The sequence below is a fragment of the Oceanobacillus manasiensis genome, from assembly GCF_000724085.1.
In the GTDB taxonomy this organism is placed as follows: domain Bacteria; phylum Bacillota; class Bacilli; order Bacillales; family Amphibacillaceae; genus Oceanobacillus_B; species Oceanobacillus_B manasiensis.
The window spans coordinates 347,641-361,699 of the sequence record NZ_CCDL010000003.1; the positions used below are offsets into that span (position 1 = coordinate 347,641).

Here is a 14,059-nt window from a genome sequence, read left to right on the forward strand (position 1 = left end):
GTGGAGTATGGATCGACATAGGGAAGAGAAAGAAAAACCTGACATTATTGACGAGGATTTGTATGAGGAATTTGATGATGAAGAGCTTTATGAGCTGGTTCAGGAAGAGCGTAGAAAAGCCTTAGATAGAGCAAAGGCGAAAGAGGACGACGAAAAACCAAAGCGACCTTTTCCAAAATGGATTTTTTGGGTAATTGCGTTCGCTATGGCCTTTAATGTGTTTGCATTAATCCCTCAAACGTTTTCCATCCCGGCTATTGATTTCCTCATAACTTCTTCAAAGCTTTCAGCTAATGAGGACACACGACTCTATAAAGAGGCTGTAGTGGTAGTCGAAACAGAAGATAGTAAGGGAACTGGTTTTGCAATAAATTCGGATGGGACGATTTTGACAAACCACCATGTGATAGAAGGACAAGAACAAGTAACCGTTGCTTTTCCTGAAGAGGGTTTGTTTGAAGCAGAAGTGGTGGAAACAAATCCTTCCATTGATTTGGCTGTGTTGCAGGTAAATGGCCATGGTCTGCCTTCACTAGAACTTGCAGAGTCACCGCTTTACGAGGAGAATCTGCCAATTACCTTTATAGGAAATCCTTTACGTTTTAACGGTATAGCAAATGAAGGGACTATTGCTGGGCGTACAGAGCTAAAAGGCTGGAACCAGGAAGTAGTGATGATAAAGGCACCTGTTTACCGCGGAAACAGCGGAAGCCCTGTTTTAAACGGAGAGGGAAAAGTGATTGGGGTAGTGTTTGCTACTTTAGAACATGAGACAGAAGGAAAGGTAGGGCTCTTTGTACCCATCACGTATTATGAGGAAGGTTAGCCTTTTGTTTCATCCTTGAGAATTGGGGGTATTTATATTGTAAACGTCTTAAGGAGGCGAATTACATGTTATTTTTTACTTCCGAACTAAAAACCTATAATATCCATGCAGCAGATGGTGAAATGGGTAAAGTGAAGGATTTATATTTTGATGATGAAAAATGGGCTATTCGTTATGCGATTGTAGACACAAGAAAGTGGCTTCCAGGCCGACGTGTACTCTTGTCCCCATCTTCCTTTATTACGCTCAATGAAAATGATAAGCACCTTGAAATAGAGTGTGATAAGGAAAAGGTAAGAAATAGCCCTTCTATCTCTGAAGAAAGCTCAATATCAAAGGATGCTGAAGATAGTTTAATTGGGTATTACGGCTGGAGTAGATACTGGACTGGTAATATGCTTTGGGGAGCAACTGACCGCCCATTAGCACAGTTTCCTCCTGCTGAAGAATCACAACCAGAAGTGTATAACCAACAGCTAGAGGAACAGAGCCGTTATAACTTACGTAGTGAAGATGAAACAATAGATTTTAAAGTGCATGCAAATGACGGTAAAATTGGAGCAGTTGTAGATATGGTTTTTGATTCCGAATATTGGAAGCTTCGTTATCTCATCGTACAAGACAGTGAAACGTTTACGAAGGAACAATATTTTGTTTTCCATACAGATCAAATTGAATCTGTTGATTGGTTTGAGAAAGATATTTATATAAAAGGTACATTGACAGAAACAAAAAATGTTACAAAATATTCATCAAAAGAACAGATCCTTACAAGCTTATAAAAAATAATAAACTAGAAAAGCCTTTTGCAGATGATGCAAAAGGTTTTTTTGGGTGTAGAACAACTAGGTATTTAGGCATGGTAATTATTGCGGGTATGGTGAGGGTGGTAATTGTATTTTAAACAAATTGTAATTGTTTTGAGATAGCAACAGTCTGTACGGTGCGGTAAGATTAACCAGACTGAAATTAAAATTCAATTATTAAATAAGCTGGTGATGATACAAATGACTATTTTCCAAAAACAATTTAATGTTATATTTATAAATAAGATTACACCCAAAAAGAAACATAATAAATCGAATTTTATAATGCCTGGGGGTGTTCTAGGTTGATGACTAGGCAATCATTAAAAGACATACCTCTTGAAGAATTGATATCCTCTGTTCAAAGAGGGGATACATATACACAAAACTATCTTTTAAAGATATATCAACCATTTATTGCTAAGTGTGTTTCTGAAGTCTGCAAACGTTATATTGATCCTAAAAGGGATGATGAGTTTAGCATCGGTCTCTCTGCTTTTAATGAAGCGATGATGTCTTATTCTTCTAATAAAGGCAGCTCATTCTTATCTTTTGCCAAACTGGTAGTGAAGCGGAAGGTTATTGACTATATACGATATATTCAAAAACGCCCACTTCCCATTTCTCTTGACGAAACATTTGATGCAGAGCAAATGGACAATCCTTTGGAAATCGCGGCAGTGAAAGAAAGATATCAGGAAGAACAGGATGCTTGGCATCGAAAAGAAGAGATCGCGGATTATAAAGAAAAGCTTAAAGCATATAAGCTTACACTGGATGAGTTAACGGAAGCTTCCCCAAAGCATAGAGACGCAAGGGATTCGGCAGTGAAGACTGCCAAGACCTTGTATGAAGACCCTGAACTTCGCTCGTTTGTATTTAGTAAGAAGAAGCTTCCCATTAAACAACTGGTTAGAAAGGTAGATGTTAGCAAAAAAACGTTAGAGAGAAACCGCAAATTCATACTTGCAGTATTTATTGTACTAGCAGAAGATTACTTATATTTGAAGGATTATCTTAAGGGGGTGGGTCAGTGAGGAAAGGTATCGTCATGGAACACCGGCGTACATACACCATTATAATGGAGAAAGATGGGACCTTTCATAAGGCAAAGCCAGTAGTACATGGAGAAATTGGTGAGGAGATACCTTTTGAGCTTTATCATGTAAAAAAAAGAAGCTTTATTCTCTTCTTGGAAAAGATGGGTAAAATTCCTGGTAGAATGTTTTTGTTGGCTTGTGCACTACTTTTATTTGTCTTGCCCATTTATTTCGTGTTGGCAAATAATAAAACCTTTGCATATTTGAGTCTTGACATAAATCCAAGCTTTGAATTAGAGATCGATGGTGGATTGCATGTTAAGTCTATTCATTATTTAAATGAGGAAGCAAAACAGGTTGGCTTGAAGTTAAAGGAATATAGGGGTAGAAAAATAGAAGCAGTAATAGAAGAAATTATGAAACAAAGTGAGAGCTCAAACATGGTTGGTGACAATAAAAACATGCTCATAGGTGTTAGCTATCCAAATCATCACGATCAGGAGAACAGGATTTTCCATAATTTGAATAAAGTTTTGCAACAAAGTGATCCTGGTTGGAATGTAACAACCTTCCAAGTACCGGATAGTGTACGAAGATCTGCCATAGAGAGTGGCAAACCGATAAATGAAAAAGTGGCAGAAGTAATTAGCCAGACAGAACCGTCTAAGAGCTCTTTAACTGCTTTGAATTTAAATGACGAAGAGAAAGCTATAATTCATTCCTTTTATTCCGAAAAAAGCCGTCATTTCGATGAAGAGTAAAGAGAGAGTTAATAATCTAATCATTAAAAAATTATAAATGCCTATAACTATAAAGAAGGCTGCGATTCTAAAAATTGGAATCGCAGCCTTTTGTTACATTTCCACCATAGGAACTGGTTCAAATTTCATTGCATGGTCCAGGTAATACAGTAAACTGTCATGGGATGACATGATTTTGCTTTGGTCAAGTGAGTAATGATAAGCGTGTAAAAACACTTGGATTTTTTTTGAAAGCAAATCATCCTTGGTGCGTACCATTAAAACAAGCAAATCATCCCATTGGCCCCACAGTGTATAATACAATGCTTTATCGTAATCAGGAATCTCCATTCATACCCCTCCTTAAGTGTAAGGGTTATATTTATTGTCCCCGCATTTTATATATATTGTCTGAAACAAAAATGGTGTCGTTGCCATATAAAGGTTCTCTTAGCACATTACGATTTTGCTTAAAGAGCTAGTTCTTTTCAGAGTATAATTCGAGGAAGCTGTTACATACTAAAACCAAATGATAAGGAGGTAAAAAAACTATGAAATGGAAACTATTTAGTGCAGTTACAGTACTTACCTTAGCTCTTGTTGGTTGTACAAATTCAGATGGGAACCAAGATGATGCAACTGGTGATAACAATGTAGAACAAACAAGATACAATAATACTGGTGATGGAATGAGTGGGGATCGCAGTTACGAGATGGGAAGAGACTCAGAACGTGACCAAAATCGAAATGACGGTAATGGCCAGCAAGAATATGAGGTATCAGAGGAAGCAGCGAAGAAAATAAAAAGTGAACTAGATGAAATTGACAATGTCTATGTTTTAACGACAGAAAATAATGCTTATGTTGCTGCTGAGGTCAACAACCAAAATGGAAGTAAAGGTACCAATAATGGAAACAGTGGTAATAATGGTGCAGACGAAAGCGATAATTCCGGTATACAGAATACGGATACTTACGACAATGATAGAGAAAATGCAGGGAATAACAACGATGGAGAAGTATCAGATGAGTTAAAAGAAAGAATCTCCAAAATCGTAAAATCTGTTGATAAAGACATTGATAATGTATACGTATCAACTAATCCTGATTTCCGAGATCTAACCAATAACTATGTGGATGATATGAATAATGGTGAACCAATTGAAGGATTCTTTGATCAGTTTGGCAATATGGTTGAGCGACTTTTCCCGCAAAATAACTAAAAATGAAAAGAAGCAGCATGTGCTGCTTTTTTTCATTTTGTGAATATTTATTTTGTGAAGATTTATATGATTTAAACAATTTATTTTCCAGAAAAGATACTTTTTAAAAACAGTAACATATGGTAGTGTTATACATATAATTCTTACTATACCAAGTGTAATACTATGGATTAATGATTTTTCAAAGGAGTGTAGGGATTATGGGGAGGGAATTTCTTGATATTTTTACTGATTGGGCGGATACCTATGATGACAGTGTAGCAGGGGATGATCCTCAGTATGCTGCAGTGTTTGCCAATTATAATGATATATTGACGGAGGTTGTTCGACATGCCTCTGGAACGGTGGTGGAATTTGGTGTTGGAACAGGAAACCTTGCTGCTAAATTACTTGAAAAAGGGCTTAAAGTAGTAGGAGTAGAGCCTTCAAATGAAATGCGCAGTATTGCTGCAACAAAATTACCCGAGCTCACCTTACTTGAAGGAGATTTTTTGGATTATCCCAATCTTCCTCACGATGTGGAGTCCATTGTGAGTACGTATGCTTTCCATCATTTAACAGATGAAGAGAAAGATTTTGCGATTAACCAGTTCGCCACTTTACTGCCGGTGGAAGGCAAGATTATATTTGGTGATACAATCTTCCAATCGGAGGCACATAAGCAAAAAGCAATCGATAATGCTAGAAAAAAGGGGTTCAATGATTTAGCCGAGGACCTTGAGAGAGAATACTATACAACAATTCCTGTAATTCAAACTATTTTTAATACTCACGAATTTAATGTCGCATTTAAACAATTGAATGATTATGTTTGGCTTATAAAGGCTGAGCGAATGAAGTAATGAAGGAGAGATAATTATGGCAGAGAAAATGAATGTGGAAAGCTTTAATCTGGATCACACCAAAGTAAAAGCTCCATATGTACGTTTAGTAGGTGTGACAGAAGGTGCAGTTGGAGATAAGGTATATAAATATGATATTCGGTTTAAACAGCCGAATAAAGAACATATGGAAATGGCTGGTCTTCATTCAATCGAGCATTTGATGGCAGAAAACATTCGTAACCATATGGACAGTGTTTTGGACATTGGTCCGATGGGATGTCAAACCGGCTTCTATTTATCCGTGATAAATCATGATAATTATGAAGAGATTTTAGATACACTGGAAAAAACTTTACGTGACGTATTAGATGCTGATGAAGTGCCGGCATGTAACGAGGTGCAATGTGGCTGGGCTGCAAATCACAGCCTAGAAGGCGCAAAAGAAATTGCCCGGGAAATGCTCACACATCGAAATGAATGGCATGAAGTATTTTAAGGTATGGCAAAGCCCAACCACAAAAAGGAAGGCGAAGATACATGGCGGTGTATGCTTCTGTACAAGAATTAATTGGAAACACACCTTTATTAGAACTGAAACAATTTGATTTGCCGAAAGATGTAAAACTCTATGCCAAATTGGAATTTATGAATCCTGGTGGTAGTGTAAAAGATCGCCTTGGTGTTTCTTTAATTCAGGATGCACTTGAAAAAGGAGATTTACAGCCTGGCGGAACTATTATTGAACCTACTGCTGGGAACACAGGTATTGGCTTAGCAATGGCTGCCATTACCTATAATCTGCAAGCAATTTTCTGTGTACCAGAACATTTTAGCCAAGAAAAGCAAACAATTATGAAAGCATTAGGCGCACGTATTGTTCCAACACCACAGGATGAAGGTATGGTGGGTGCGATTAAGAAAGCGGAGGATCTCTGTAAGGAAATACCCGGTAGTTATTGTCCGCAGCAATTTTCTAATCCAGCCAATCCTGCAACTTATTATCATACATTAGCACCAGAGATTTGGCGTGAACTAGATGGGAAAGTCGACATTTTCGTCGCAGGTGCTGGCTCAGCAGGGACCTTTATGGGGAGCAGTCGCTTTTTTAAAGAAAAAAATCCAGCTGTCCATACGGCAATCGTAGAGCCGGAGGGATCCATTATTGCGGGTGGAAATGCAGGATCACATCGAACGGAGGGGATTGGGATGGAATTCTTTCCGAATTATTTTGATCGTTCCTTCATTGATAAAGTATATACGGTAACAGATGAATATGCCTTTGACATGGTCGGACAGCTTGCCCGTAAAGAAGGGCTGCTTGTTGGCAGTTCCTCTGGTTCCGCTATGTTTGGTGCATTACAGGAAGCAAAGAAAGCTAGGCCTGGTACAACTATTGTGACGGTTTTTCCAGATGGTAGTGATCGTTATATAAGTAAGAATATCTATGACAATGTGTGAGGAGAATCGAGATGCGACCAAAAACAAAAATGATACATGGTGGGATAACAGGTGATGAGAAAACTGGCGCTGTATCCGTGCCAATTTATCAGGTAAGCACCTATAAACAGGAAAGCGCAGGTAATCATAGTGGTTTTGAATATTCTCGGACAGGAAATCCTACTAGACATGCGCTAGAAACAGTCATTGCGGATTTAGAGAATGGAACAGCTGGATTTGCGTTTGGCTCAGGAATGGCGGCTATCACATCTATTATGATGCTGTTTGATGCTGGAGATCATGTTCTTTCAACGGACGATGTGTATGGTGGTTCTTATCGTCTCATGACAAGTGTTCTTAACAGATATCAGCTTCAACATACATTTGTAGATACAAGCAATGCTAAAGCGGTTGAAGAAGCCATTACAGAAAAAACAAAGGCCTTATATGTTGAAACACCGACAAATCCTCTTTTGAAAATAACTGATCTTAAACAAATGGCGACGATTGCGAAGAAACATAATTTGATCCTCATTGTCGACAATACGTTTGCAACGCCGTATTGGCAGCAGCCATTAGATCTGGGGGCAGATATCGTGCTTCATAGTGCAACTAAGTATATTGGTGGTCACAGTGATGTAGTAGCAGGGCTTGTGGCTGTTAACTCGACGGACCTTGCTGAAAAAATTCACTTTATCCAAAACTCAGTAGGGGCTGTTTTAGGACCGCAGGATTCTTGGCTATTAATGCGCGGAATAAAAACCCTTGCTCTAAGAATGGAAGCAATTGAAGCAAACACGAAAAAACTAGTTGCGTTTTTAGAGCATCACCCTAAGGTCGAAAAGGTCTACTATCCTGGCCTTGAAAACCATGAAGGGCATGACATAGCGGAAAATCAATCTACTGGATACGGTGGCATGGTTTCATTTGATGTAGGAAGTGAGGCTGCAGCAGATAAGCTATTAAGCAGGGTTCAATATTTCACCTTGGCGGAAAGCCTTGGTGCTGTTGAGAGCTTAATTTCTATACCAGCAAAAATGACGCATGCGTCCATTCCGCGTGACAGACGTAACGAATTAGGTATTACCGATGGCTTGATCCGTTTATCTGTCGGGATTGAAGATGTAGAGGACTTGCTAGAAGATTTAAAACAAGCTTTAGAATAGTACTTCTAAATGATGTATACCGAGATATATTCGAATTATTAGTTAAACAATTCGAATGTATTTCGGTATTTTTGAATTAGTAATCTTCCAACATTAATAAAAGGTAATTGTTCTATGTCATAATCGGTGTAATGGAAGTTTTCTGATTAAATATGCTAAAATAAGAATCATTACAATTCATAGGAGGAATTATGCGATGAGCGAACAGGTATTGCAATATTTAAAGGATAACCAGCAACGACTGCTAGATGAATTGTTTGAATTTTTAGCCATTCCAAGTGTTAGCACGGATAGTGCACACAAAGAGGACATTCACAAAGCTGCAGACTTTATTACTACATATTTACAAGATATAGGCTTTGAAAATATAGAAAAGCAAGAGACAGGTGGACACCCTCTCGTATATGCAGAATATAACGGGGCAGGATCTGAAGCGCCAACCGTCCTATTTTATGGTCATTATGATGTACAGCCTGCTGATCCACTTGAATTATGGGATAGTGATCCATTCAAACCGGAAATAAGGGACGAGCGTATTTATGCCAGGGGATCCAGTGATGATAAAGGTCAAGTATTCATGCACCTGGCTGTGTTTGAAGCCTATATGAGAACAGAGGGAAAATTGCCGCTTAACGTAAAAGTATGTATTGAAGGTGAAGAAGAGATCGGTAGTGAAAACTTGTATGAGATACTTCATGATAAGAAGGAACAGTTTCAAGCAGACTTTGCCGTGATTTCTGACTCTGGAATGGTTGAAAAGAACCAGCCGACAATACTTTATGGATTAAAAGGCTTCACGGGCATTGAAATTACAGTGAATGGACCAGATCATGATTTACATTCAGGCATGTATGGTGGTGCTGTTCGCAACCCACTGATGGCACTAAGTCACATTCTTTCCTCCATGAAAAATGAAGCAGAAGTTGTCACAGTGGATGGTTTCTATGATGGGGTCGAGCCGCTATCAGATGAAGAAAGAAGCTTAATTGAGCAGGTAAAGGGAGAGGATTATGTACAAGCCACTGGTGTCCCGGAGACTGTTTCAGAAACAGGTTACAATGCCAAGGAGCATACAATGGCTCGTCCCACTTTTGAAGTGAATGGTATGTATGGAGGCTATCAAGGTGAAGGGACGAAAACAATTATTCCTTCCTCTGCCACTGCAAAAATAACGTGTAGACTTGTACCTGGGCAAGATCCAGAGAGGGTACAGCAATTACTTGAGGAACACGTCAAAAAAGTTGCCCCGGCAGGAGTAACAGTTGAGGTGAAAAAAGAAAAACTGTCTGCAAAAGCATATAAAGTGGATCCTGATCATGCTTTAATTAAAAAAGCTGCTATTAGTTACACAAAAGCATTTGGCAAAGAGACCGTTTATGTTAGGATGGGCGGTTCAATTCCAGTGGTAGAATGGATGGAAGCAATTTATAAAATGCCAATTGTGTTGCTAGGGTTTGGGACCCCAGATGACAGACTTCATTCACCTAACGAAAGCTTTCCACTAGATAGTTTCCAAAGAGGAATGGAAACGCTAGCCTACTATTGGGAAGAAGTCAACAAGTAATCAAATAGAGGGGGCGATGTAATGAAGTACGCTATCATAACTGGCGCATCGAAAGGGTTAGGGTATTCCGTAGCAAAACTTTTACTTGAGAAGGGCATACATGTAATTGGAATATCCAGAACAGAACCTGACGGGCTTAAAAAGATTGCTGAGACAAGTAATGTGACTTTTCAACAATTTCAATGCGACTTAGGAGATGTGGAGGAAATTGAAACAACCTTCGGTAAAATAAAGAGCCAATGGGGTGAAGGAGTTAGCGATCTTTATCTTGTTAACAATGCTGCTGTTGTTGAACCTGTCGATCAGGCAATGAACATGAAAAGCAGTGACTTGGCTTACCATGTGAAGGTCAACACCATCGCACCGATGGTTATGACCAATTTATTCTTGCGGGAAGCAGTATCTAAAGGTATACGTTTTATTGGTTCCACGGTGACCTCAGGGGCTGCTGAGCGACCTGTGTCTGGCTGGAGTGCATACTGCAGTACAAAAGCGAGTATCAATATGTATACAGAAACTGTGGCAATTGAGCAGGATGAGAAAGGTACAGGCAATAAAGTATTCGCCTTCAGCCCTGGTATCATGGATACAGGGATGCAAGAGAAAATCCGCTCAGCTTCTCCAGATGAATTTAGTGCTGTTGAGACGTTTAAGTCTTATAAAGAGAATAAAGCGTTAAAGGATACAGACACTGTAGGTGGGGTCCTAGTAGACATCCTGACAGATGAAGCTAATTTAGAAAATGGGAAGATTTATCACGTGAAGGATTATTTATCCTAATAACCAGCCGTAGACCCGAGTTTCAGAATTCGGTGTGATTCAACATTGTATATATCCGATTCGTTCAACTAACAATCAGTAGGGGAAGAGCGAAAACCCCACTGATTGAAGTTTCACTTTATAAAATATGCCCATTCTTTGTTAATTCCCTCCCAAAAAGTATTTAGCAGCATAAAGTATATTAATCGGCGAAAGAGGAGGGAAAGAAATGAGCAAAGGTGAAGGCTACGGCAGCGGTTTTGCGCTGTTAGTTGTATTGTTTATTTTGTTAATCATTATCGGAACTGCTTATACTGGTGGTGGCTATGGCGGCGGCTACGGCGGCGGCTTTTACTAATAAGTAAGAAAATGCAGAGGAGAATCTCCTCTGCATTTTATATTAGTTGATGCTGTTTTTGTTTAATCTTATGATGCATTAAGCTATGCATTACTCCAATTCCGATTATTATTAGAACATATAGTATAGCCGCTGTCATATATATTCCGTTGATAATGTTTAGATTCCATAGTAAAAGTACTATTATCCCAAAAATGCCTAGTTGGATGATAATCCCAATCAAGCCAATCATCCGTGACTTAAACACTTCCTGTTCATCCGTCCAGTTAAGTTTAGGTTGCAAAAGGTCAAGATACATACCAAGCGCACTACTAAACCAGCTAGCTAACAATGCGAGCGGTAACCAAATGAGGAATAGGGTCCATTCCAACTTTATAATAAAAACGAACAAGATTACTGCCAGTAAAATCGTAAATAGATTGATAATCCAGGCAGTCGCAATTTTACTTAGTAATACTTGCTTAGGATTAAGTGGAAGGAACAAATTGGCATGCCAGGATTTCCCTTCTCTTGATATACCCGAAATAGACGTTGCATTTGTCCCGACGATAAGGAGAGAACCTAAAAACAGAATTAGTAAACCATGCTTTCCAGTAACTCCATCTAAAAGTCCACCTATATTTCCACTTGAAGAGTCCATAAACAAAATAATAATAAGGAAGATCGGAGCAAACAAGCTTGAGACAACACATTGAGTCAGAAATGTAGGAGTCCGAAATATAATTCTTAGCTCTTTTTTTATATAGGAGAGCCATACAGGGCTAACCTTTGTCTTCTTAGAAAGTCTTGCATCCGAGAAGTTAGATTTATTGGCGGTCCCCATTCCAAGGACGCCTTTAATATACAATAGTTGTCCTGCCCAAATAAATAAAATAATCGCTCCTGCATGAAGAGCTATACTAGCAAAAAAGGATAATATTCCATTCCATATTGTTATAGCAGTCAATGTCATGGTCCCAAAATAAGCTGGTGGATAGAACGCAGTAATCCAACGCAATAGACCATCCTGTTCCCGGATAAATATCGCAGCGTCTTGCATAATTACATCAACATCTGTGTTTAAACGTATAAATACATTAAGTAAAATAATAAGTGCAAAGGAAGATATTCCGGCAATTACTTTGGAACGGTCCTTGTTTTTGGCGATATTAACAAATCGCATGATGAACATAAGGAGAATTCCTGCGATAGTAAAAGGGATAATAGGTAACAGTAAAAAAATCATCATGCCTGCAATGTAAAATAAAATGGATGCAGAACTTACTCCTCCGTATATAAATAATACAGGTAGATAAAATAATGCAGCTGTCCCATATAAATAAATCATCGGGCCAGCTGATTTTGCTAGTATCAGCTGATATGGCTGTAATGGGAACGGGATAAAGGAATCGATATCTTCTGCAAAATAAAATGCGCTAAGGATGGTAATAAAGCTAACAAATAGTAATATGATATGGGATGTTAGAAGCAAAATGCCTATAATTAGAGACTCTTGTCCTAAAGGCTCAAGCACATTATAAAATGCGGTGAGTGCATTCCTAACAACTGAAATATAGACAAATGCCATAGGAAGTAAAAACAAGAGGGCAATGACTAATAAAGCTGTTTCTGAGTTCTTTTTTCCCACCCTAGAGTACTGCATTTTCAACATAATTCTAATTAACTTCCATGTTTTATTCATTGCTAGTCAACTCCAGAAAAACCTGTTCTAAACTTTGATCGGATTTATACGTTTCTTTCATGTCCTCTAAAGTTCCATAAAATAATAGTTCCCCATTATTGATGATTGCCACTTCGTCGCATAGTTGTTCCACTACTTCTAACCCATGACTTGAAAAAAAGACTGTTTTTCCCTTATTTGCATGTTCACGCATCATTTCCTTTAATATGTAGGCAGATTTCGGGTCAAGCCCTGTTAATGGCTCATCTAAAATCCAGATAGAAGGATCGTGAAGGAGAACACCTGTCACAATAATTTTTTGTCTCATCCCATGAGAGTATGATTGAATATAATCATCCAATGAGTTATAAATGGAAAATTGTTTTGTAATGCGTTCAATACGTTCCTGCCTGACTTCTTTTGGGACGTCATAAATGTCAGCGATAAAATTTAAATACTCCAATCCCTTTAACCGAAGAAATAGATCTGGTCTATCAGGTACATAGCCAATAATTCTTTTAGCTTCTAAAGGTTTCTTCTCAATGTCATTTCCGTCCAATGTGATGACACCTTCATCAATAGGAAGGACTCCGGTCATCATTTTGATAGTAGTAGACTTTCCAGCGCCATTAGGTCCGAGAAAGCCAACTATTTTCCCGTCTGGAATGGTGAGGTTTAAGCGATTAATCACTTTTCTCTGCCCAGAATAATGTTTGCTCACTTCCTTTATTTCAATCATGATTTCCCTCATTTCTATTTGCTTTTATGAATATTGTAATGTATGGTACACTTTATGATGGTATCTAACAATAAACATTTACGAATAGTTTAACATATTTAATAAGGTAGTTTGTGGAAGAAGAAAGGAAGATTCGAGTTGATTACAAGAAAAAGTGCACGTGAAATTGAGAAAATGCGAGCTGCTGGAGATATTTTAGTTCAATGTCATAAAGAAATAGCTAAAATGGTAAAACCAGGCATAAATACGATGGAAATCGATGCGTTTGCCGAAAAATTTATGCGTGATCATGGTGCAGTTCCTGAACAAAAAGGGTACAACGGCTACGCTTATGCTACTTGTGCATCTATTAATGATGAAATTTGTCATGGTTTTCCTCGTGATGAGAAATTAAAAGATGGAGATATCGTCACTATTGATATGGTTGTTAATCTTGATGGTGGATTAGCAGATTCAGCTTGGACTTATGCGGTTGGAAACGTTGATGAAAAGGGTCAACATCTAATGGATGTTACAAAGAAATCATTATATAAAGGAATTGAGCAGGCTCAGCTTGGAAGTCGCATTGGAGATATTGGGCACGCGATTCAGACATATGCCGAGGCAGAAGGTTTTTCAGTTGTTCGTGATTTTACGGGACATGGAATTGGCCCAACCTTACATGAAGAGCCACATATACCGCACTTTGGTTTACCGAATAAAGGGTTACGTTTAAAAGAGGGCATGGTTATCACCATTGAGCCGATGATTAACGAAGGTAGCTGGCACAGTCAAATGGATTCGAATAAATGGACGGCCCGAACCGTTGACCAAGGGCGTTCAGCACAGTATGAACATACCATCGTGATTACCAAGGATGGCCCCGTACTGCTTACAGATCAAGGGGAAGAAAGAAACGTCTAACGATTGGCGGGATA

Annotated in this window: 16 protein-coding genes; 13 read left to right on the forward strand and 3 right to left on the reverse strand. The window is 38.6% G+C overall.

Annotation, left to right across the window (positions count from 1 at the left end; genetic code table 11):
• Positions 1-7 precede the first annotated feature (7 nt).
• The 4 genes from BN985_RS15255 to BN985_RS15270 all read left to right on the forward strand — a co-directional run bounded on the left by BN985_RS15255 (position 8) and on the right by BN985_RS15270 (position 3,433).
• Entirely contained in the window at positions 8-826 is an 819-nt protein-coding gene (locus BN985_RS15255; protein WP_042224489.1) for a S1C family serine protease, read from the forward strand.
• A gap of 65 nt (positions 827-891) precedes the next feature.
• On the forward strand, positions 892-1,608 hold the full coding sequence (locus BN985_RS15260) for a PRC-barrel domain-containing protein (protein ID WP_042224490.1): 717 nt from the start codon (positions 892-894) through the stop codon (positions 1,606-1,608).
• A 332-nt stretch (positions 1,609-1,940) separates the two neighbouring features.
• Positions 1,941-2,669: an RNA polymerase sigma factor SigI gene (gene sigI / locus BN985_RS15265; RefSeq protein WP_042224493.1), complete on the forward strand. Its 729-nt coding sequence runs from the start codon at positions 1,941-1,943 to the stop codon at positions 2,667-2,669.
• Positions 2,666-3,433, forward strand: coding sequence for an anti-sigma-I factor RsgI family protein (locus tag BN985_RS15270; protein ID WP_042224494.1), 768 nt, complete (start codon positions 2,666-2,668; stop codon positions 3,431-3,433). The genes sigI and BN985_RS15270 overlap by 4 nt, the downstream gene beginning before the upstream one ends.
• A 93-nt stretch (positions 3,434-3,526) precedes the next feature.
• On the opposite strand, the gene BN985_RS15275 is transcribed toward BN985_RS15270, so the two are convergent.
• Positions 3,527-3,763 carry a YhdB family protein gene (locus BN985_RS15275; RefSeq protein WP_042224496.1) on the reverse strand — a complete coding sequence of 79 codons (237 nt, stop codon included), beginning with the start codon at positions 3,761-3,763 and terminating at the stop codon, positions 3,527-3,529.
• Positions 3,764-3,963: 200 nt separating this feature from the next.
• Here BN985_RS15275 and BN985_RS15280 point away from each other — a divergent pair, with 200 nt between their 5' ends.
• The 8 genes from BN985_RS15280 to BN985_RS15315 all read left to right on the forward strand — a co-directional run bounded on the left by BN985_RS15280 (position 3,964) and on the right by BN985_RS15315 (position 10,743).
• The gene (locus BN985_RS15280) at positions 3,964-4,635 is read left to right on the forward strand and encodes a YhcN/YlaJ family sporulation lipoprotein (protein ID WP_042224498.1); all 672 of its coding nucleotides are present in this window, start codon (positions 3,964-3,966) and stop codon (positions 4,633-4,635) included.
• Between the two features lie 200 nt (positions 4,636-4,835).
• Positions 4,836-5,477 carry a class I SAM-dependent DNA methyltransferase gene (locus tag BN985_RS15285; protein WP_042224500.1) on the forward strand — a complete coding sequence of 214 codons (642 nt, stop codon included), beginning with the start codon at positions 4,836-4,838 and terminating at the stop codon, positions 5,475-5,477.
• Between the two features lie 16 nt (positions 5,478-5,493).
• Positions 5,494-5,955, forward strand: a complete 462-nt coding sequence (locus tag BN985_RS15290; RefSeq protein ID WP_042224502.1) for an S-ribosylhomocysteine lyase — start codon at positions 5,494-5,496, stop codon at positions 5,953-5,955.
• 41 nt (positions 5,956-5,996) lie between these two features.
• Positions 5,997-6,917: a PLP-dependent cysteine synthase family protein gene (locus BN985_RS15295; protein WP_042224503.1), complete on the forward strand. Its 921-nt coding sequence runs from the start codon at positions 5,997-5,999 to the stop codon at positions 6,915-6,917.
• 11 nt (positions 6,918-6,928) lie between these two features.
• Entirely contained in the window at positions 6,929-8,062 is a 1,134-nt protein-coding gene (locus tag BN985_RS15300; protein WP_042224504.1) for a bifunctional cystathionine gamma-lyase/homocysteine desulfhydrase, read from the forward strand.
• Between the two features lie 196 nt (positions 8,063-8,258).
• A complete protein-coding gene (locus tag BN985_RS15305; protein ID WP_042224505.1) occupies positions 8,259-9,626 on the forward strand; it encodes a dipeptidase in 1,368 nt (455 codons plus the stop codon).
• Positions 9,627-9,647: 21 nt separating this feature from the next.
• A complete protein-coding gene (locus BN985_RS15310) occupies positions 9,648-10,406 on the forward strand; it encodes a (S)-benzoin forming benzil reductase (RefSeq protein WP_042224507.1) in 759 nt (252 codons plus the stop codon).
• A gap of 208 nt (positions 10,407-10,614) precedes the next feature.
• Complete coding sequence (locus BN985_RS15315) at positions 10,615-10,743, forward strand: YjcZ family sporulation protein (protein WP_081779363.1); 129 nt, start codon at positions 10,615-10,617, stop codon at positions 10,741-10,743.
• 37 nt (positions 10,744-10,780) lie between these two features.
• On the opposite strand, the gene BN985_RS15320 is transcribed toward BN985_RS15315, so the two are convergent.
• Together BN985_RS15320 and BN985_RS15325 are read right to left on the reverse strand one after the other, a co-directional pair.
• Positions 10,781-12,424 (reverse strand): putative ABC transporter permease subunit, encoded by a 1,644-nt coding sequence (locus BN985_RS15320; protein ID WP_042224509.1) that lies wholly within the window; start codon positions 12,422-12,424, stop codon positions 10,781-10,783.
• On the reverse strand, positions 12,417-13,142 hold the full coding sequence (locus BN985_RS15325; protein WP_042224511.1) for an ABC transporter ATP-binding protein: 726 nt from the start codon (positions 13,140-13,142) through the stop codon (positions 12,417-12,419). The genes BN985_RS15320 and BN985_RS15325 overlap by 8 nt, the downstream gene beginning before the upstream one ends.
• A gap of 138 nt (positions 13,143-13,280) precedes the next feature.
• Between BN985_RS15325 and map the strand changes: the two genes are divergently transcribed.
• Positions 13,281-14,045, forward strand: coding sequence for a type I methionyl aminopeptidase (gene map, locus BN985_RS15330; RefSeq protein WP_042224514.1), 765 nt, complete (start codon positions 13,281-13,283; stop codon positions 14,043-14,045).
• The last annotated feature ends 14 nt before the right edge of the window (positions 14,046-14,059 follow it).

Excerpts from the sequence above, each read along its gene's own strand:
- BN985_RS15255 (WP_042224489.1), top strand. The coding sequence starts at position 8 with ATGGATCGACATAGGGAAGAGAAAGAAAAACCTGACATTATTGACGAG.
- BN985_RS15260 (WP_042224490.1), top strand. The coding sequence starts at position 892 with ATGTTATTTTTTACTTCCGAACTAAAAACCTATAATATCCATGCAGCA.
- sigI (WP_042224493.1), top strand. The coding sequence starts at position 1,941 with ATGACTAGGCAATCATTAAAAGACATACCTCTTGAAGAATTGATATCC.
- BN985_RS15275 (WP_042224496.1), bottom strand. The coding sequence starts at position 3,763 with ATGGAGATTCCTGATTACGATAAAGCATTGTATTATACACTGTGGGGC.
- BN985_RS15280 (WP_042224498.1), top strand. The coding sequence starts at position 3,964 with ATGAAATGGAAACTATTTAGTGCAGTTACAGTACTTACCTTAGCTCTT.
- BN985_RS15285 (WP_042224500.1), top strand. The coding sequence starts at position 4,836 with ATGGGGAGGGAATTTCTTGATATTTTTACTGATTGGGCGGATACCTAT.
- BN985_RS15290 (WP_042224502.1), top strand. The coding sequence starts at position 5,494 with ATGGCAGAGAAAATGAATGTGGAAAGCTTTAATCTGGATCACACCAAA.
- BN985_RS15295 (WP_042224503.1), top strand. The coding sequence starts at position 5,997 with ATGGCGGTGTATGCTTCTGTACAAGAATTAATTGGAAACACACCTTTA.
- BN985_RS15300 (WP_042224504.1), top strand. The coding sequence starts at position 6,929 with ATGCGACCAAAAACAAAAATGATACATGGTGGGATAACAGGTGATGAG.
- BN985_RS15305 (WP_042224505.1), top strand. The coding sequence starts at position 8,259 with ATGAGCGAACAGGTATTGCAATATTTAAAGGATAACCAGCAACGACTG.
- BN985_RS15310 (WP_042224507.1), top strand. The coding sequence starts at position 9,648 with ATGAAGTACGCTATCATAACTGGCGCATCGAAAGGGTTAGGGTATTCC.
- BN985_RS15315 (WP_081779363.1), top strand. The coding sequence starts at position 10,615 with ATGAGCAAAGGTGAAGGCTACGGCAGCGGTTTTGCGCTGTTAGTTGTA.
- BN985_RS15320 (WP_042224509.1), bottom strand. The coding sequence starts at position 12,424 with ATGAATAAAACATGGAAGTTAATTAGAATTATGTTGAAAATGCAGTAC.
- BN985_RS15325 (WP_042224511.1), bottom strand. The coding sequence starts at position 13,142 with ATGATTGAAATAAAGGAAGTGAGCAAACATTATTCTGGGCAGAGAAAA.